The 19,535-nt window shown below is 76.0% G+C and carries 11 protein-coding genes; 5 read left to right on the forward strand and 6 right to left on the reverse strand.

The window, feature by feature from the left end; all coding sequences use genetic code 11:
• Positions 1-98 precede the first annotated feature (98 nt).
• Genes ACFQZ6_RS28830 through ACFQZ6_RS28840 form a run of 3 tightly spaced genes read left to right on the forward strand, consistent with a single transcriptional unit; the run spans position 99 to position 9,900 of the window.
• A complete protein-coding gene (locus ACFQZ6_RS28830) occupies positions 99-7,361 on the forward strand; it encodes an amino acid adenylation domain-containing protein (RefSeq protein WP_381614668.1) in 7,263 nt (2,420 codons plus the stop codon).
• A complete protein-coding gene (locus tag ACFQZ6_RS28835; protein WP_381614671.1) occupies positions 7,358-8,587 on the forward strand; it encodes a cytochrome P450 in 1,230 nt (409 codons plus the stop codon). The genes ACFQZ6_RS28830 and ACFQZ6_RS28835 overlap by 4 nt, the downstream gene beginning before the upstream one ends.
• 50 nt (positions 8,588-8,637) lie before the next feature.
• Entirely contained in the window at positions 8,638-9,900 is a 1,263-nt protein-coding gene (locus tag ACFQZ6_RS28840) for an MFS transporter (RefSeq protein WP_381614674.1), read from the forward strand.
• Between the two features lie 19 nt (positions 9,901-9,919).
• Here the strand turns inward: ACFQZ6_RS28840 and ACFQZ6_RS28845 are convergent, their stop codons facing one another.
• From ACFQZ6_RS28845 to ACFQZ6_RS28860, 4 genes are all read right to left on the reverse strand, one after another.
• Positions 9,920-10,162: a response regulator transcription factor gene (locus ACFQZ6_RS28845; protein WP_381614677.1), complete on the reverse strand. Its 243-nt coding sequence runs from the start codon at positions 10,160-10,162 to the stop codon at positions 9,920-9,922.
• Positions 10,102-12,843: an ATP-binding protein gene (locus ACFQZ6_RS28850; protein WP_381614680.1), complete on the reverse strand. Its 2,742-nt coding sequence runs from the start codon at positions 12,841-12,843 to the stop codon at positions 10,102-10,104. Before ACFQZ6_RS28850 ends, ACFQZ6_RS28845 begins: the two co-directional genes overlap by 61 nt.
• A gap of 132 nt (positions 12,844-12,975) precedes the next feature.
• Positions 12,976-13,176: a hypothetical protein gene (locus tag ACFQZ6_RS28855; protein ID WP_381614683.1), complete on the reverse strand. Its 201-nt coding sequence runs from the start codon at positions 13,174-13,176 to the stop codon at positions 12,976-12,978.
• Between the two features lie 158 nt (positions 13,177-13,334).
• Positions 13,335-16,457 carry a type 2 lanthipeptide synthetase LanM family protein gene (locus ACFQZ6_RS28860; RefSeq protein WP_381614685.1) on the reverse strand — a complete coding sequence of 1,041 codons (3,123 nt, stop codon included), beginning with the start codon at positions 16,455-16,457 and terminating at the stop codon, positions 13,335-13,337.
• A 418-nt stretch (positions 16,458-16,875) separates the two neighbouring features.
• On the opposite strand from ACFQZ6_RS28860, the gene ACFQZ6_RS28865 reads away from it, so the two are divergent.
• Positions 16,876-17,487 (forward strand): LuxR C-terminal-related transcriptional regulator, encoded by a 612-nt coding sequence (locus ACFQZ6_RS28865; RefSeq protein ID WP_381614687.1) that lies wholly within the window; start codon positions 16,876-16,878, stop codon positions 17,485-17,487.
• Complete coding sequence (locus ACFQZ6_RS28870) at positions 17,484-18,215, forward strand: helix-turn-helix transcriptional regulator (RefSeq protein ID WP_381614689.1); 732 nt, start codon at positions 17,484-17,486, stop codon at positions 18,213-18,215. The genes ACFQZ6_RS28865 and ACFQZ6_RS28870 overlap by 4 nt, the downstream gene beginning before the upstream one ends.
• A gap of 119 nt (positions 18,216-18,334) precedes the next feature.
• Here ACFQZ6_RS28870 and ACFQZ6_RS28875 read toward each other — a convergent pair whose 3' ends face one another.
• Both ACFQZ6_RS28875 and ACFQZ6_RS28880 read right to left on the reverse strand, forming a co-directional pair.
• Positions 18,335-19,150: a 4'-phosphopantetheinyl transferase family protein gene (locus ACFQZ6_RS28875; RefSeq protein ID WP_381614692.1), complete on the reverse strand. Its 816-nt coding sequence runs from the start codon at positions 19,148-19,150 to the stop codon at positions 18,335-18,337.
• Positions 19,143-19,379: an MbtH family protein gene (locus tag ACFQZ6_RS28880; protein WP_381618718.1), complete on the reverse strand. Its 237-nt coding sequence runs from the start codon at positions 19,377-19,379 to the stop codon at positions 19,143-19,145. The genes ACFQZ6_RS28875 and ACFQZ6_RS28880 overlap by 8 nt, the downstream gene beginning before the upstream one ends.
• Positions 19,380-19,535 lie beyond the last annotated feature (156 nt).

Here is a 19,535-nt window from a genome sequence, read left to right on the forward strand (position 1 = left end):
GCGCGGCGGCCCACGCCCCGTCCGCGGTTCCTCCCGGCGGCCCGTGCCCGTGCCCGCCGCCGCACCGCCCCTCACCGACCTGAGAAACGGAGTGCCCCATGACCACGCCCGACGTGCGTCCCGGACCCCTCACCACCGGCGGCGGCCTGTCCCCGGCCGCCCGGCGCCTGCTCGAACAGCGGCTGCGGGGCCGGTCGGCCGCCCCCGCCGACGGCCCCGTCCGGGTCCGGCCCCGCCCGGAGCGGCCCCCGCTCTCCGCCAGCCAGCAGCGCCTGTACTTCCTGGACCGGCTCGACCCCGGCGCCCCCACCTACCTGCTCCCGGCGGCCTGGCGCCTCACCGGCCCCCTGGACGTGCCCGCGCTGCGCGCCGCCGTCACCGACCTCGTCGCCCGCCACGAGCAACTGCGCGTCGTCTTCCCCGAGCACGAGGGCGTGCCCCACCAGCGGGTCCTGCCCGTGCCCGACGCCGTACTCGACGTCGTCGACGTGAGCGCCCCACCGGGCGAGGACCGCGACCGGCACCTGGACGGCGCCGTCCACGCCGCCGCGCTGCGCCCCTTCGACCTCGCCCGGGAACCGGCGTTCCGCGCCACCCTCGTCCGCGCGGCCGACGACGACCACGTCCTGGTCCTCGGGATGCACCACATCATCTCCGACGGCTGGTCGCTCGACCTCCTCGTGCGCGACCTGACCGAGCTGTACCGGGCCAGGAGCGAGGGACGCGGCCCCGACCTGCCCGAACTGCCGCTGGACTACGCCGACTACGCGATCTGGCAGCGCGCCGACGACCAGTCCGCCGCCCTCGACCACTGGACGTCCCGGCTGGCCGGGCTCACCCCGCTGGAGCTGCCCACCGACCACCCCCGCCCCGACCTGCCCGCCAGCCACGGCGCCGTGCACGCCGTGCCGCTGCCCCCGGCCCTGACCGACGCCCTCGCCGCCCTGGGCCGACGCGCGGGCACGACGACGTACATGACGGTGCTGGCCGCGTTCCAGGCCGCGCTCGCCTTCCACAGCGGGCAGCACGACATCGCCGTCGGCACGGTCGTCGCCAACCGCGAACGCGTCGAGACCGAGAACGTCGTCGGCTTCTTCGTCAACACCCTCGTGCTGCGCGGCGACCTCTCCGACGACCCGACCCCGGCCGCCCTGCTCGCCCGCACCCGGGAACGGGTCCTGGAGGCGTTCTCCCACCAGTCGCTGCCGTTCGAGAAGGTCGTCGAGGCGCTCAGCCCCGAGCGTGACCTGGTCCGCAACCCGTTGGTGCAGGTCCTGTACACGCACACCGAGACCGGCTCCGGCACCCTCGCGCTCGGCGCGGCGACCGGCACCCCGCACCGGATCGGGCTCACCACCGCCAAGTTCGACCTCACCCTCGACCTGCGCGACGGCGACGGCCGGACCGAACTCGCCTTCGTCTACCGGCCGGACCTCTTCACCGAGGAGTCCGTCGCCGCGCTCGCCCGCCACACGGTGCGCTTCCTGGAGGCGTTCCACACCACCCCCGACGCCCCCCTGAGCACCGTCGACCCGCTCACCGCCGCCGAACGCGCCCACCTGCTCGGACCGGACGGCCCCGCCCACGCCCTCGACGCCCCCGTACCGGCGCCGCGCACCGCGGCCGACCGCCTCACCGACCACATCGCCCGCACCCCGCACGCGGTCGCCGTCACCGGCTCGGGACGCCACCTCACCTACGCCCAGCTCGACGCCCGCGCCACCGCGCTGGCCCGGCGGCTGCGCGCCGCGGGCGTCACCGACGGCGCGCTCGTCGGCGTCTGCCTCGACCGCACCCCCGACCTGGCCGTCGCCCTCCTCGCCGTCTGGCGGGCCAAAGCCGCCTACCTGCCGCTCGACCCGACCCACCCGAAGGCACGCCGTGAGTTCACCGTCACCGACTCCGGCATCGAACTGATCGTCACGGACACCGCCACCCGCCCCGCCGTCGAGGGCCTCCCCGCCCGCCTCCTGGAGCTGGACACCCCGGACCCCACCGAGCACGCCGGGGACGCCCCGCACGCCGAGGACGCCGTTCCCGGCCACGACGACCTCGCCTACGTCATCTACACCTCGGGCTCCACCGGCCGCCCCAAGGGCGTCGAGATCACCCACGGCAACCTGGCCTGGCTGCTCGGCGCCGCCGACCGGCACTTCGACTTCGGCCCCGACGACGTGTGGACGCTCCTGCACTCGCCCGCCTTCGACTTCTCCGTCTGGGAGCTGTGGGCCCCCCTGGCCACCGGCGGGCGCGTCGTCGTCCTCACCGGAGACGAGGTCCGCGACCCGGCCGCCGTGCACCGGACGCTGCGCGAGGAGCGCGTCACCGTCCTCAACCAGACGCCCGCCGCCTTCAAGGGCCTGCGCGCCCACCTGCGCGACACCGGCGCCGACTTCTGCGACCTCGCCCTGCGCACCGTCGTCTTCGGCGGCGACGCCTTCGACGTCCGCGACTACCGCGACTGGTTCACCACGCCGGGCCCCCGCCCGGCGCTGGTGAACATGTACGGCATCACCGAGACCACCGTCCACGTCACGATCCGCACCATCACCGAGGACGACGTCCACGGCACCGTCCGCTCCCCGATCGGCCGCCCCCTCAGCGCCGCCCACGGCTACGTCCTGGACGCCTGGGGCCGCCTCGTCCCGCACGGCGGCGTCGGTGAACTCCACGTCTCAGGCGGCGGCGTCGCCCGCGGCTACCGCAACCGGCCCGAGCTGACCGCCGAACGCTTCCTGGAGGACCCCTTCGCCGCCGCGCCCGGCGCCCGCATGTACCGCACCGGCGACCTCGTGCGGGTGCTGCCCGACGGGCAGCTCGCCTACGTCGGTCGCGCCGACCACCAGGTCAAGATCCGCGGCTACCGCATCGAACCCGGCGAGATCGAGACCGCCCTGCGCGCCCTGCCCGGCGTCACCGACACCGCCGTCGTCGCCCGCCACGACGGCGGCACCGCCCGCCTCGTCGCCCACGTCGTCACCCCCGAGGGCCGCCCCCTGGACCCGCCCGCGCTGCGGGACGGGCTGCGGCTGACCCTGCCCGAGTACATGGTCCCCGCCCTCTTCGTCCGCCACGAGCGGCTGCCCCTGACCGCAAACGGCAAGGTGGACCGCGCCGCGCTCACCGCCGTCCGCCCCACCACCACCGGACCGGCCGCGCACACCGCGCCCGAGGGACCGACCGAGACGGCCCTGGCCGCGGTGTTCGGCCAGGTCCTCGGCGTCGAGCACGTCAGCCGCACCGACAACTTCTTCGACCTCGGCGGCGACTCCATCCTCGCCCTGCGCCTGGTCGGCACCGCCCGGCTCGCCGGTCTCGCGTTCACCGTGGCCGACGTGTTCCGCGCCCGCACCCTCGCCGACCTCGCCGCCGTGGCCACCGAGGCCGTCGACGCGCCCGCGCCGGTCGCCCCGTTCTCCCAGCTCGACCGCGCCGACGCGGACCGGCTGCCCGACGGCCTCGCCGACGCCTACCCGCTCACCATGCTCCAGGCGGGGATGCTGCACGAGATGCTCGCCGACCCCCGGCGCGGCGCCTACCACAACGTCACCGACCTGAAGATCAGCGTCCCCGAGGGCTTCGACCACGCCGCCTTCCAGGCCGCCGTGGACGCGCTCGTCGCCGCCCACCCGATCCTGCGGACCTCCGTCGACCTCGTCAGCTACCGCGAGCCCCTGCAACTCGTGCACCGCGCCGCCCACCTGCCCGTCGGCTACACCGACCTGCGCGGACTGCCCCGCGAGGAGCAGCGGGACCGGCTGCGCCGCTTCGTCGACGAGGAGTTCGACCGCCGCTTCGACCTCGCCGCCGCGCCCCTGGTCCGCATCCACCTGCACCACGTCACCGACCACGAGCTGCGCCTGGTCCTCACCGACTGCCACGTCGTCCTCGACGGCTGGAGCCTGACCTCCCTCGTCGCGGACCTGCTCGCCCTGCACCGGGAGGCCGTCACCCAGCGGACCGCGCCGCGCCCGCCGAGCGTGCCCGCCTTCGCCGAGTACGTCGCCCTGGAGCGGGCCGCGCTGGACAGCGCCGAGTCCCTCGCCTATTGGCGGGACCGCCTCGCCGCGCTGCGCCCGGTCACCCTGCGCCGCCGCACCGACGGGGCGGGGGCGGACGGGCCGCCGGTGCACGAGGTGCGGCGCTCCTACGCCCACCTCACCGAACGCATCGGCCGCCTCGCCAAACAGGCGGGCGTGCCCCGCCGTACCGTCCTGCTCACCGCCTTCCACCACACCATGAGCCTGTTCGCGGACCGCGACGACAGCGTCCGCGGCCACAGCGTCGGCCTGGTCACCAACGGCCGCCCGGAGGTGCCCGGCGCCGACCGGATGCGCGGGCTGTTCCTCAACACCGTGCCGTTCGGCGTCGACCGGCCGCGCGGCGACTGGCTCACCCACCTGCGGGACGTCTTCCGCGCCGAGCAGGAGATGCTGCCGCACCGCAGGGTGCCGCTGGTCCGCATCGCCCAACTGAGGCCCACCGAGCCGAACCTGACCGACACCGTCTTCAACTACGTCAACTTCCACCGGCTGGCGCACGACTCCTGGGACGACTCCCTGGAGATCGCCCGCACCATGTTCCCGCTGCTGGTGAACGCCAGCGTCAACGCCTTCACCCTGGACGTGGACCCGGCCTACGTCGCCCCCGTCACCGCCGAGCAGGTCGCCGACGTGTTCGTGGCCCAGTTGGAGGCCATGACCGCCGACCCGCACGCCCCGGTGCGGCGACCCACGGCCACCGGCGCCGCCCGCGCCACCGTCCTGGACTGGGCGAGCGGCCCCGACCTGCCGTCCTCCCCGCTGCTCTTCCACGAGCACGTCGAGCGGCAGGCCGCCCGCACCCCGCACGCCGTCGCCGTCGAACACCGCGGCCAGCCGCTGACGTACGCCGAACTGCACGAGCAGGCCGAGCAGGTGGCGCGGCGGCTGCGGCTGCTCGGCGTCGGCCCCGAGACCGTCGTCGGCATCTGCGTCGACCGGGGCCCCGACTGGGTGCGCGGCGCCCTCGGCGTGCTGCGCTCCGGTGGCGCGTTCGTCCCGCTGGACCCGCAGCACCCCACCGAGCGGCTCGCGTTCATGGCCGCGGACAGCGGCATGAGGGTCCTGCTCACCCAGCGCGCCCTGGTCGGCGCCGTGCCCTTCGACGGCCCGGCGATCTGCCTGGACGAGCCCGCCGAGCCGGTCGGACCGGTGCCGGGCCGGGACGCCGACGCCGACACCCTCGCCTACCTCATCTACACCTCCGGCTCCACCGGCCGCCCCAAGGGCGTCGCCATCGCGCACCGCGGCCTGTCCAACATGCTCGAAGGCCAGCGCGACGTGGTCGAGCCCAGCCCGGCCGACCGGGTCCTGCAGTTCGCCTCCTTCGGCTTCGACGCCTCCATCCTGGAGCTGACCTGGGCCCTCGCCAACGGCGGACGCCTCGTCACCGCCCCCAAGGAGGACCTGCGGCCCGGGCCCGACCTGGCCCGCACCCTGCGCGAGGCCCGCATCACCGGCGGCATGTTGCCGCCCAGCGCGCTCGCCGTCCTCGGCGAGGACACCTTCCCCGAGCTGCGCGTCCTCCAGGTCGCGGGCGAGGCGTGCCCCACCGAGCTGGCGGACCGCTGGTCGCGCGGACGGCGCTTCCAGAACGTCTACGGCCTCACCGAGACCACCGTCTGGTCCGTCTCCGCCGACCTCGCCCCCGGCCAGGGCCGCCCGCCCGTCGGCACCCCCATCCGCAACACCCGCGTCCACGTCCTCGACGACGACCTCCAGCCGGTGCCGGTCGGCGTCCCCGGCGAGATCCACCTCGGCGGCCAGGCCGTCGGCCGCGGCTACCTGGGGCGGCCCGCGCTCACCGCCGCAACCTACGTCCCCGACCCCTACGGCGCGCCCGGCGAACGGCTGTGCCGCACCGGCGACATCGGCGCCTACCGGCCCGACGGCACGGTGGAGTGGCTGGGCCGCCGCGACGCCCAGGTCAAGCTCCGCGGCTTCCGCATCGAACTGGGCGAGATCGAGCACGCGCTACGGCGACTGCCCGGCATCCGCCAGGCCGTCGTCCTGCACCGCACCGACCTGCCCGGCGGCGAACCCGCCCTGGTCGCCTACCTCGTCACCGACGACCCCGGCCAGGCCGCCCCGGAGACCCTGCGCGGCGCCCTGCGCACCACCCTCCCCGGGTACATGGTGCCGTCCCGGTTCGTCGTCCTGGACGAGATGCCCGTCAACCGCAGCGGCAAGACCGACAAGCGGGCGCTGCCGCTGCCGCCCGCCGAACTCGACCAGCGGGAGGCCGAGTACGTCGCCCCCGCCACCCCGGCCGAACGCATCCTCGCCGAGATCTGGCGCGAGGTCCTCGGACTGTCCCGCATCGGCGTCCACGACGACTTCTTCCGCATCGGCGGCAGCTCCCTGTCCACCGTCCGCGTCTCCCTGATGTCCGCCGGACGCGGCCTGCCCGTCACGGTCGGCGACCTCATCGAACACCCCACCCTGGCCCGGCTCGCCGCCCACGCCACCCGCAAGGTCGGCCAGGCCCTGCCCGCCGCCGTCACCTCCGAGGTGCGGCTGCGCGAGGGCACCGGGGAACCCCTGTGGTGCGTGCACCCCACCGGCGGCAGCGCCGCCTGGTTCGTGCCGCTGGCCCGCGCCCTGCCGCCCGGCCGTCCCGTGCACGCCTTCCAGGCCCGCGGCCTGCTGGGCGGCGTCGACCCCAGCACCGTCACCGGCATCGCCGCCAACTACGCCGCCGAGATCACCGACCGCGGCGCACCCGGCCCGCACGCCCTGCTCGGCTGGTCCATGGGCGCCAACATCGCCCTGGAGATGGCCACCCAGTTGCACCGGGCCGGTCACCCCGTCGCCCCGCTCGTCCTGATCGAGCCCTACCTGCCCAACGCCGCCGCCCGCGCCCGCCTCGACGGCGTCACCCGCGACCTGCGCGAGGCCCTGCGGCTGCGCGACCGGCTGCGTGAACTGCCCCACTCCGCCCGCCGCGACCAGGTGACCGCGGAACTCACCGCCACCCTCCTCGGCGCCGGGATGAGCCCGGCCGAGGCCGCCCTCGTCGAGAACGCGCCCATCGAGGTCTGGCACTCCCTGCTCGCCGCCCTGGCCGCCTACGAGGTCCGCCCCTACCCCGGCCACATCCACCTCGTCGTCGGCAGCGAGGCCGCCAGCCTGCCCCGGGGCCGCACGATGCCCGGACTCGACGTCGACTACGAGACCTACGTCGCCCGCTGGCGGGAGACCGCCCGCGGCGGACTCACCCTGCACATCAGCGACGGCGACCACATGTCGATGATGGCCGAGCCCCGCGTCACCGGCATCGCCGACCTGCTCACCGCCCTGGAGACGGGGGAGACCCGATGACCACCCACGCCCCCGCCCTCACCGAGCGCTACCTGCTCGCCCCCGACATGGTCGCGGACCCCTACGACCACCTCGACGCCCTGCGCGAGGACGCCCCGGTGCGGTGGAGCCCGCTGCACCACGCCTGGCTCGTCACCGGCTACGACCAGGTCATGCGCTGCCTGCGCGACCGGGCCGTCTCCGCCGACCGGGTCAGGCCGCTGATGGACGCCGTACCGCAGGGCGCCCGCGCGGACGCCGAGCGCGCCTTCGGCATCCTGTCGCGCTGGATGGTCTTCAACGACCCGCCCGAGCACCGGCGGCTGCGGCAGGTCTTCCAGGAGGCGTTCGCCGCCCGCGCCGTCGCCCGCTACAGCGCCTTCACCGAGAAGGCCACCCGCGCCGTCCTCGCCCGCAAGGCCGTCCCCGGCCGCACCGGGGACCTCATGGCCGACGTCGCCAAACCGCTGCCCGCCCTGGTGTTCGCCCGCTGGCTCGGCATCCCGCCCACCGACGGCCCCTCCTTCTGGTACTGGAACACCCGCGTCGCCGACCTCGTGCTCGGCACCGCCCAGGAGGAGAGCGAGTACCGCGCCTCCCTCCAGGCCCTGGTCAGCCTGGAGGAGTACCTCGGTAACCTCGTCGCCCGGCGGCGCACCGAGCCCGGCGACGACCTGATCAGCCAGGTCCTGAAGGAGGGCCGGGTCGGGGACTCCGTCACCGAGGAGGAGTTCGTCGGCCTGCTCACCCAGATGGCGTTCGCGGGCGGCGAGACCACCAGCAACCTCATCGCCAACACCGTCCTGGCGCTGCACACCCGCCCCGGCCAACTGGCCGCCGTACGCGCCGAACCGGAGCTGGCGCAGGGCGCGGTGGAGGAGACGCTGCGCCTGGACGGGCCGTCCAAGATGTCGATCCGCACCGCCGCCCGGGACCTCGAACTGGACGGCCACACCCTGCGCGCCGGGGACCGGATCTTCCTCGTCACCGCCGCCGCCAACCGCGACCCCGCCCGCTTCCCCGACCCCCGCCGCTTCGACGTGACCCGCACCGGCGCCACCCACCTCGGCTTCGGCTTCGGCGCCCACTTCTGCATCGGCGCGGCCCTCGCCCGGCTGGTGGCCGTCAGCGCCGTGCGCACCCTCGTCCGCGAGCGGCCGGAACTCACCCTCACCGACCCGGAGCGGCTCACCTGGCAGCCGTCCCTGCTCAACCGCAGCCTGACCGCCCTGCCCGTCCGCTACTGACCGACCGTCACGGACCGGACCACACGCGTCCGTTCGAAGAGAGGCACCTCATGGCCACCACCCTCGCCGCGGACCGGCCGCGGCTGTGGGCGCCCGCCCGGCACCGCTCCTTCCGCCTCCTGTGGACGGGGCAGGCGCTCTCCCTGCTCGGTGACGGCTTCAGCGTCGTCGCGTTCTCCTGGATCACCCTCAGCCTGACCGGCTCCACCCTCACCCTCGGCTACGTCCTGGCCTTCCAGGCCGTACCCCGCGCCCTGCTCACCCTCGTCGGCGGCACCCTCGGCGACACCTGGTCCACCCGCACCCTGATGGTCGTCTCCAGTTGGATCCGCGCGGCGCTGATGGCCGCCGTCGGGATCACCGGGCTCACCGGCGACCTCACCGTGTGGATGCTGTGCGCGGCGGCGGCCGGGTTCGGCGCGGTCGACGCCTTCTTCCAGCCCGCCCGCGTCTCCATCCTGCCCTCGGTGGTCGAGGAGGACCTGCTGGCCCCGGCCAACGCCCTGCTCGGCGCCGGGGCCCGGACCGCCGCCGTCCTCGGCCCCGCCGTCGGCGGCGTGGTCATCGCCCTCACCCAGGCACCGGTCGCCTTCCTCGTCGACGCGGCCTGCTTCGCCCTGTGCGGCCTGTGCGTGTCCCGCATCCGCACGCGTCCCAAGCCGGACAAGGCTCCGTCCGGGCCCGAGGAGGCCGCACCGGCGAAGGCCGGGCCGTCGCTGGGCGCCCGCATCCGCGAGGGCGTCACCTACACCCTGCGCGACCCGCGCCTGCGCACCATCGTCGCCCTCGACACCGCCGTCAACTTCTGTTACGCGGGCCCCTTCACCGTCGGCTTCGCCACCCTCGCCGACCAGGTGCTGCGCGGCGGCTCGGCCACCCTCGGCGTCCTCAACGGGGCGCTGGCCGGGGGCGCCGTCCTCGGCACCCTCGTCGGCGGCGCCGTCGGCGGACGGCCCCGGGTCGGCCTGCTGGTGGCCGCCCTCGCCGGGTGGCTGGGCGCCGGGATGGCCGTCCTCGGGCTGGCGCAGAGCACCCCCGTCGTGGTGGCGACCGTCCTCGCCATGGGCTTCGCCATCGGCTACCAGGGCGTGTTCGGGCTGAGCTGGATCCAGCGGAACATCCCGCAGGACGTCCTCACCCGCGTCGTCTCCGTCGACATGGTGCTCGGCTACGCCGCCGCCCCGCTGTCCCTGATCCTCTGCGGCGCCTTGGCCCGCACCGGCCACCTCGCCCTGTTCGGCGTGGTCGCCGCGGTCCTCGCCGCCACCGGCCTCGCGGTGCTCGGCTCCCGCGCGGTGCGCGAGATGCGGTAGCCGTACGGAAGGGGGTTCGTCAGCCGTCCCGCAGAGCGGCCGACCGCGCGCACAGGTCCGCGCGGTTGGCCGCTCCCGTCTTGGTGACCAGGCTCGCGATGTGCTTCTCCGCGGTCCGCGGCGAGATGAACAGCCGCTCGGCTATGTCCTTGTTGCTCAGCCGCTCCGCGAGCAGCCGGAACACGTCGAACTCCCGGACCGTCACCCCCTGCGTGCGCAGCTCCTCGGGGATGCCGCTGGTCCCGCTGCGGTGCTGGTGCACCGGCGCGCCCAGGCGGCGCAGGCCGCCCGGCAGGCCCCGGTGACGGCGGCGATGTCCCGCTCGTGGAAGTAGTGCTCGGCCCGCCGCAGCCAGCCCACCGGATCGCCCCAGCCGTCCTGGTGCGCGGCGTCCGCGACCAGCCGCAGCCCCAGGTGCTGGGCCAGCGGGTACGGCCGCGCCACCGCGAGCGCCGACTCCACCGCTTCCGCCGCCCGCTCCCCGGCGCCCTCCCGGCCCAGCAGCACCGCGTCGGCGAGCCGCACGAACTGCCGGTTCCAGCGCATCCGGGCCATCGCGGTCGCCGTGATCTCCGCGTGCCGTGCCCGGTCGGCGTCCCCGGCCAGCGCGTCCAGCAGCAGCACCAGACCGTGGGTGCCGCTGAGGTGGTACGTCGACGGGTTGTCCGCCTCAAGGCCGAGCACCGCCGCCAGTTCCGCGCGGGCCTGCTCCCGGTTCTCCTCAAGCAGCGAGCAGAACGCCCGCGCCAGCCCCAGGCTGAGCGGCTCCTCCTGGGAACCGGCGCCGTCCCACTCGGTGAACGCCGCCAGCGCCGCCTCCATCGCGGGACGGTCCCCGCGGTGCGCCTCCAGCGTGGCCCGCGCCATCAGGACGTACCGCACGGCGGGCGCCAGGCGCAGCCGCCGGACCACGGCCAGGCACGCGTCGGCGGCGGAGCGCGCGGACTCTTCCTCGCCGCGCAGCACCGAGTCGAGGACGAGGATGCCGTCGACGGTGTGCACGATGTTCACCGAGCCCAGGCGCAGCGCCTCCGCGCGGGCCGCCAGCAGCCCGGAGGTGTCGCCCTCGGCGAGCCAGGCGTTGCCGCCCATCCGGGTCGCCGCGTACATCCGCTGCAACGGCAGCCGGTGGCGTTCGGCGGTGGACAGCGCCTGCTGGAGCATGGCCGAGGACTCCTCCGGGTCCCGTTCCCTGGCCACCGTGGCGAGCAGTTCCCACGCCTGGCAGGCGACGACGGGCAGTCCGTGGCGCTCGGCGGTGTCGGCGGCGGCGCGGGCCAGCTTCTCGGCGTGCTGGGTGCGGTCCGGGCCGGGGGTGTCCAGGGCGAGGTAGGCCGCCGTGACGTCGATGGCCGCCACGGCCGGGGCGGCGGCCTCGTCGGGCGCGGACCGCAGCACCTCGCGGGCCCGCGCGATCTGCCGGTTGCCGTCGCTCCACCGCCCGGCGGTGTGCGCCACCTTGGCCAGCCGCGCGTGCAGCGTGGCCAGGCGGACCTCGCTCAGTCCGGCGCCGCCGAGCGCGTGCAGGTCGTCCACCAGGTCGAAGGCGCTGGCGAAGTCGCCCGCCTCGGCGAGCGCGGGCAGCAGGTTCTCCAGCACCGCCGCCCGCGCCTGCGGGTCGTCCGCGTCCGCGAGCAGCTCCTCGGCGCGGCCGAGCAGCGTCACCGCGGAGTTCAGGGCGCCCGCCGCCAGGGCCCGGCCGCCCGCGTCGGCGTAGAGCCGCCCGGCCTCGACCCGGTCGCCCGCCGCGCACCGCAACCCCGCCGCCAGCGCGCACCAGTCGCCGTCAAGGCCCGGGTGCAGCTCCTCGACCGCCTGGGCGGCCCGCCGCGCCAGCTCGGCCCGCTGGCCCGGCGTCATCTGCGTGAACAGGGCCTCCACGGTGGGGGAGTGGCGGAAGGAGTACCAGTCGGGCGCCGGTTCGTCCGGTACGACCAGCCGGGCGGCGACGCCCGCGTGCAGGTGCCCGAGGAGCGTGCGGTCGTCGACGCCGGTCATCCGCTGGAGCACCGAGAGCGGGAACCGGCGGCCCAGGACGGCCGCCGCCGACAGCAGGCTCAGGCCCTGGGCGCCCAGCCGGTCCACCCGGCGCACGATGCCGCGGGCCAGCGTCGAGGAAACGTCACGGCGCAGGTCACCGACGGCACGCCAGCCGTCCGGGCCCTGCACCAGGGTGCCGGAGCCGATCATCGACTGGAGGAGTTCCTCGACCAGGTACGGGCTGCCCGCGCTGTCCTCCCACAGCCGCTCCAGTACCTCGGCGGGCACCTCGTCGGGGCCGTCCACGCCGAGTTGGGCGGCGATCACCTCGTGCACCTGCGGCCGGGACAGCGGCGCCAGCTCGATCAGGGCGGCGGCGCCGCGGCGGCGGGCGGACTGCGCGAGGTCCAGCGCGTCGCTGATGTCGGTGCGCACGGTCGCCACCAGCAGGACCGGCGTGTGCTCCAGGTTGTCCACCAGGTACTCCAGCACGCCGAGCGTCTCGGGGTCGGCGTCGTGCAGGTCCTCGAGGAGGAGCAGGTGGCCCCGGCCGCGCCCGGCGGCGATGAAGAGGCGCAGCACCGCCTCGCCCAGGATGACCATGGAGCTGGTGTCGCGCTCCCCGGTGTCCCAGTCGGGGATCAGTCGGCCCAGGACCGGGCGGTAGGGGCCGAGCGCGAGGTCGTCCATGGGCTCGCCGCCGCGGAACAGCGACATCAGCGCCTCGGTGAGCGGCCGGAACGGCACGGCGGGGCCCGTGGTGCTGCTCCGGCCGCGCAGCACCCGCATCCCGGCGTCGAGCGCCCCGCCCACGGCCTCCGCCGCGAGCCGCGACTTGCCGACCCCCGCCTCGCCGACCAGGAAGACGACGCCGCCGCGGCCTTGCCTCGCCTCGGCCATGGCGCGTTCGAGGTGGGTGAGTTCGGTGTCCCGGCCGACCAGGGAAGGCGTGTGGGAACGCATGGACCGAGATGATAATCGGCGGATCGGCGCAAGGGCAGATCGCGTCAGAGGGCCGAGCGGTACCGGGAACGCGGCGGCGCGGGCCCGCCGGGCGGGCCCGCGCCAGCACGCGGGGCGACTGCTGCCGGACCGTCAGCTCGGGCCGGAGACCGAGGTGTCCAGGGTGCTCAGCGTGATGACGATGCCGCTCGTCAGGACCATCCCGGCCAGCACCCGGGCGCGGGCGCAGGCGCGGTTGCGGCCAGAGAGGGTGATACCGCCCGCCGCGTCCAGCTCGGTGGCGGCGGTCTCGGCGGCGGTGGTGTCGGCGGCGGCGGTGAAGTGCTGGTCCATGACGGTGGTCCCTTCTGTGTCCCGTGTGAGGGGGTACGGGTGGAGGTGGGGGTGCCGTGGTGCAGACGAGCGGTGGTGCGGAGGTGCGGAGGTGCGGAGGTGCGGAGGTACTGGTTCGAGGGAGTGCGGAAGGTACGGCGGTGCGGGGTGCGGGTCGGTCAGTCGGTGGGGTGGTGCAGGAGCAGGGCCGAGGGGACGGCCTCCGGGCGGGCCAGGCGGAGCAGCCCGTAGCCGATGCCGGACAGCCCGGTCAGCAGCCCCGGGGAGGGAACGTGGTCGGGGGTGGCGCACCGGTGGCCCTGCGCCTCGACGAGGGCGAGCACGTGACCGCTGTGCCGGTGCAGGGCCGCCCCGGCCATCGGGTCACCGTCGGCGGCCAGCGCGGCCAGCGCCTCCAGCCTGCCGAGGGCGCCCTGCCCGAGGCTGAGGTCCGGGCCGGTCGGCGCGGCGGCGAGCCGCTCGCTGGCCTCCAGCAGGTCGGCGGTCGCGTCCCGCGGGCTCAGTAGCCCGGCGGCCGTCCTCCCGGCCAGCCCCGCCGACCAGGACAGGTCCGGGTCGGCGTCGGCCCGCGGGGCGCGGTCGAGCAGGGCGCGGGCCACCTCCGTGGGGCGACGGGCGAGTTCGGGCCGCTGGGCGGCGTAGCGCAGCAGTGCCCACGCGATCCCGGCCGTGCCGTCGGCGAACCCCGCCTCGGCCACGTCCACCGGCGTCGCCAGCAGCAGTTCCGCCACACCGTCCGCCAGCCGCAGCGCCGCCGGGTCCCCGGTGGCCTCGTACGCGGCGACGGCGGCGGCCAGCGCACCGGCCCGGCCCTGGGCGAGCCCCGGGTCGGGGCAGGCCACGGCGGCGTGGCCGAGCGCGGCCAGCGCGTCCGGCAGACACGCCCCGAGCCCGTCGTCGAGGAGCGCCGCCAGCCGGACCACGGCGTACACGATCCCGCCGAGGCCGTCGTAGGCGCCGGGCCCCGCGGCCTCGCACAGCTCGGGGTTCTCGGCGAGCGCCTTGAGGAGCGCGGGCAGCGGGCGTACGGCGTCCCGGGCCGCCGCGGCGTACCGTCCCGCTCCGGCGAGGGCGTCGGTGTGGGCGAGGAACAGCGCCACCCCGCAGTACCCCTGGGCGAGTCCCGCGCCCATCGGCAGCACCGCCCAGTGCGGACCCGAGACCCGTTCCAGGCCGATCCAGTTGGTGCGCGAGCCGTCCCGGACCGCGCGGGCGGTGAGCACGTCCGCGATCCCGCACGCGGCGGCCAGCAGCCGGGACGGCTCCGGCGCCACGGGCGGCACCTGCGCCGCCGCGAGTTCGGAGCGCGGGCGGTCGGCGGCCGAGCCCGCGCCGCGTACCGCGAGGGTGGCCGCGATGATCCACTCCTGGTCGTGGCAGTCGACCTCGTCCATCCGGGCGACCTTCCGCCGCACCGCGGCCATCGCGGCCACCGGGAGCACGCCGGGCAGCGTGGTGCCGTCGTCGGCGCGGACCGCGGTGCCGGAGGGCCGGTGGGTGAAGAGGGGGATGTCCCCGCGCCACAGGGCGGTGGTCTCGTGCTCGGCCAGCCGCTCCCGGGCCGGGTCGTGCTCGGACTCCGTCCACAGCACCGCGAACACCCCTTCCCGGGCGAGCGCGTCACCCAGTAGGGCCGGGTGGGCGGACTCCTCCAGCAGCGTCGCGTACAGCCGGGTGGCGCGGGCGATCAGCCGGGCCGGGCGATCCGCCCACCGCTCCAACAGCCCGTCGGGGCCGAGCAGTTCACCGCGGTGCGCGGTGATCGCCGCGTAGGCGCCGCGGAACCCCTCCAGCAGCGCCGCCGTGTGGTCGGCACCGGCGAGGGACGTGCCCGCGGGCAGCGGGTGGTTCCGCGCCGCCGGGCTGGGCAGCGGGCCGCGCACCGCGCGCATGGTGTCCCGTCCGCTGTCCTCCCAGCGCAGGCCCTCGCTGGGGGAGGTGCCGTCGGTGTCCCGGCCGAGCGCGGAGATGTCCAGGGCGCCGTGCTCCCCGATGAGCAGGTGCGGCAGCAGGCAGGTGCGGTGCACGGAGGCGGCCAGGGCGTCCGCGGCCGGGTCGGGGCCCGCCGTCAGGGCCTGCCCGAGGCCGGTGTGCAGCAGCGTCTCCGCGTCCACCAGGACCGGCTGGTCGCCGTGGGCGATCACGTTCTCGTAGTGCATGTCGGCGCCGTCCACCGCGTACAGCAGGGCCAGCAGGGCGCCCTGGCGCCGGTAGAAGGTGTCGGCCTCGGTGACCGACGCGCACCAGCGGTGCTCGATGAACTCCAGCCAGCCGTACGTGTCGTGGCGCACGGTGCGGGCGGTGCGCAGGCCCAGACCGGGCATCTTGGCGTTGAGCCAGTCGACCAGGGTGTCGAGGAGGGCGTGCTGGTCGAGCGGCCGGGGCTTGTGGACGATCCGGGTGCCGTCCGCGAACCGCAGCACCGCCACCGACCGGTTGCCCTGGTGGGCGTCGCCCCGGCCCAGGTCGACCCGGACGAGCGCGCCCGGCGTCCGGCCGTCCAGCAGCGTGTCGGTCAGCGCGGCCCGGTCGGCCTGGAAGCGGCCGATCAGCTCGGCGACGGCCACCGTGGCGTCCAGGGCGGTCCGGGCGAGCATCCTGGCCAGCACCGGGTAGGCGGCGAACAGGTTCGTCAGCCCGCGCCGGGTGCCGGTGGCCGAGACGAAGGAGGCGAACCGCTCACGCGGACCGGCCCCCGTCAGCCGCCCGGAGCGGCGCGCCGCGTGCAGTTCGTGGGCCAGCGTGCGGGCGGCCTGCCGGACCAACTGGTGGGTCAGCGTCTCGGTGAACGCGGCGGTCCAGACGGCGCGTTCGGCGTCCGTGAGGCCCGCGTCGTCGACGACCAGGTCGTTCAGGTGTGCGGCGGTCGCGGTCACCACCGGCCGCAGCGCCGGGGCGAACGCGTCCGGGCCCTCGCCCGCCGCCTCGACCTCGGCCTTGACCTCGTCCTCGGCCTGCGGGAGCGTCTCGGGCGCCGCCGCGAGGACCGTCTCCGCGTACGCGGCCCAGTCCGGCTTCGCGGCCCGCGCGGCCAGCCGTTCGGCGGGCTCGGCCGCCAGGGCGGCGGCCATGTTCCCGGTCACGCCCAGCCGGTCCAGCCGCAGGCCGAAGCCCTCCGCGTCCCCGGCCGCCCAGGGCATCGGCCCGGGGACGTCGGTTCCGGTGGACGCCTCGGGGGTCCCGGGGGCGGCGAGGCGCTCCGAGAGGGTCAGCGCCGGGGCCCACCACGTGGCGGGGAGTCCGGCGGTCCGGGGAGTCGGGAGGCTGGTGGTGTCGGTCACGAGAAAGAAGGTCGCAGACTCCCTACGACCCCCACATGGGTAACCGTCCCCCATATTCTCCGCGGCCCCTCCCCACCCCTGGGGAGGACCCCCCACGGTGGGCCCCGCGACCGGCGTAACCGCAGGTGGCGTACGTACCCATGCCCCGCGGGCGCGGTGCGTGGACCGCGCGGGCCCACCCGTCAGCGGGGCGTTTTCCGGGGGCGGGAGGGCGTACGTCCCCCATGGACCGCCCCGTACGGGGGGCCTGGCCCCTACCCGGCCGCGACGGCGTGGGGACCGGGTAGCGGACAGAAAGGTGGGGTCCGTCTACCGATGCCGTCCCCCCGGCCCGGGCGGCACGGTGTTACCCAGTCCCCATGCCCCACCGCCCCCCACCGGTTCCGGCCGGGCGGCCGATCTTGTCAAGGAGCAGCAGATGGGAGCACCCGTAGCCGTCAGTGTGGTCGCCCTCGACCCGGTGCTGGAAGCAGGCACCCGTACGACCCTGCTCGTCCACCCCGAACTGACCGTCTGCGAGCCCGCCGACGCGCGGGTCGCCGTCCTGGCCGTGGACCGGCTGGGACCGGCCGAACTCGACATGGTGCGCGCCACCCGCACCCAGACCCACCGTCCCGCCGTCGTCCTGGTGGCGAGCGCCCTCGCCCCCGGGGACGTCCTGCACGCCCTCGCCGCCGGTGCCCGGGGCCTGTTGCTGCGCCGCGAGACCGACGTGTCCCGCCTCGCCCACGCGGTGCTGGCCGCCGCGCGGGACGACTGCACGCTGCCGCCGGGCCTGCTCGAACAGCTCCTGGACCGGCCGGAGGCGGACGCCCGTGGCTCCGGCGGCTGGACCGACGGGATGCTCTCCGAACGGGAGCGCTCGGTGCTGCGGCTGGTGGCCGAGGGGCACGAGACGGCCGAGATCGCCCAGCGGCTCGCCTACTCGCCCCGCACCGTGACCACCGTCGTGCACGACATCACCCAGCGCTTCCGGCTCCGCAACCGCGCCCACGCGGTCGCCTACGCCCTCCGGGCGGGCCTCCTGTGACCACCACCCTGACCGAACCACCGGTCACCCGCCCCGGATCACCGGTCACGCGCCCCGGATCACCCGCCAGGCGTGGCGGATCGCCCGCGCCCCTCACCGAGCCGCCCGTTACCCGCGCCGAGCCGCCCGCCACCCGTGCTCCCGCCGTCGCCGTGCGGGTGGTGTCCGCCCCGGGGGCGGAGCGGGTCCGGGCGGTCGCCGAGCGGGCCGGGCTCCTGCCCGGCGCGGACGGGTACGCGTCCCCCAGGACCGTCACCGTCACCGTCATCGTCGCCGCCACCCCCGAACAGGCCCTGTGCGGCACGCGTCCCCCCGGGCCGCTGCTGCTGGTCTGCGACTCCGTGGGCCGTGGCGGCCGACTGCGGGCGCTGCGCGCCGGAGCGGCGGTGCTCGGCAGCGCCGACCTCACCGTGGACAGCCTGACCAGGGCCGTCCACCGGGCCGCCCTGCCCCAGCACTGCATCCCCTACCCGGAGTTGTCCCGCCTGCTGACCACCGGCCCCCCGCCACCGGGGCCGGGGCCCGCCCCGGGCCTGTCGCCGCTGACCGCCCGGCAGACCTCGGTCCTGCGCCTGATGGCCGAGGGGCACGGCAACGCGGACATCGCCCTGCTGCTGCACTGCTCCGAACACACCGTCAAGAACGCCATCTACGAGATCATGGCGCGCCTCCAGGCCCGCAACCGCGCCCACGCGGTCGCCCACGCCGTACGCCACGGCCTGGTCTGAGCCGTGCCCACGCGCGACGCACAGCGCGGCGGGGACCGGTCCTCCACCGGTCCCCGCCGCGCTGTCGCGTCCGTGCTGTTCGGGTACGTGCCGTTCGTGCCGTTCGTGTTCCCGGCGGCTCAGGGCACGCGTCGGGCCACCGCCGCCGCGTAGCCCGCCGGGACCACGACGTCCCGGACCGCCCACCCCGGCGCGGGGTCGGTCGGCGTCGGGCCGGTGCCCAGGTAGTCCAGCGCCGGATCACGCACCAGTCCCGTCCCCAGCGCCTTGAGGTACGCCTCCTTGCGCACCCAGGCCCGGGTGAACGCGGCCGGACGCCCGTAGCCGGGCAGCCGCGCCAGCTCGTCCGCCTCCGCCGGGTGCAGCGCGGACTGCGCGCTGAGCACCGCCTGCGCGGTGGCCAGCTCCTCCACGTCCACACCCACCGGCGCCGGGGCGAGCGCCACCAGCACCAGACCGCCGCTGTGCGACAGAGAGAAGTGCACCCCGGGCGTCCGCAGCACCGGACGCCCGTGCGGCCCGCCGCAGCCCGCGCACGGTTCCCGCGCCAGCGGCAGCGCCTCGGCACGCATCCCGAGCACGACGCTCAGCACACCCCGCAGCGCCGCGTGGGCGACCACGTAGGCGTCACGGTCGCGGTCGTGCCGGAAGGCGCGGGCGCGGGCCCGCTCCTCGGCGTCCAGGACGGTCCCGGCCTGCCGCAGCGCCGCCCCGTCCTGGTCACCGACCCGGGCCAGGTACAGCTCCAGCGGGCCGCGCAGCGCCCGCGGTACGGGCGCCCGCGCCCGCAGCGCGGACAGGTCGAGCCCGGACAGGTCGAGGACGGCCGGACACAGCCGTTCCGGCAGGGTCAGGGACGGCGCCGGGGCGGCGGGCGGGCCGGGCGGGTCGTGGGCCGACGGCCCCGGCAGCAGCCCCGGGCGTCCCTCAGGCATCTGCCCCGGCCAGCCGCCGCCGCAGGCTGAGCGGACGCATGTCCGTCCAGACCACGTCGATGTGGTCCAGGCACGCCTGCCTGCCGCCGCGCGTCCCCTCCGGGTGCCAGCCCGCGGGGAGTTCGCGGTCCGCCCGCCAGATCGAGTACTGCTCCTCGTCGTTGCGCACCACGAGGTACTCCTCGTCGGTGCCCGTGCGGACCTCCTCGGCGTCCGCGCCGTTCGCGATGTCGGGTTGCGTCACGGTGAACCTCCCGCGGGTGAGTGCGACCGGCCGCAGGTCGCGACCGACGCCGACAGCGTGCCCGTACGCCCAAGGCCGAGGTCAGGGACGAACGCGCCGAACCCGCGGCGCGCGTTGCTGCCGGATCTTCTCTGTCGGCAC

The organism is Streptomyces flavalbus, assembly GCF_042674625.1.
In the GTDB taxonomy this organism is placed as follows: domain Bacteria; phylum Actinomycetota; class Actinomycetes; order Streptomycetales; family Streptomycetaceae; genus Streptomyces; species Streptomyces flavalbus.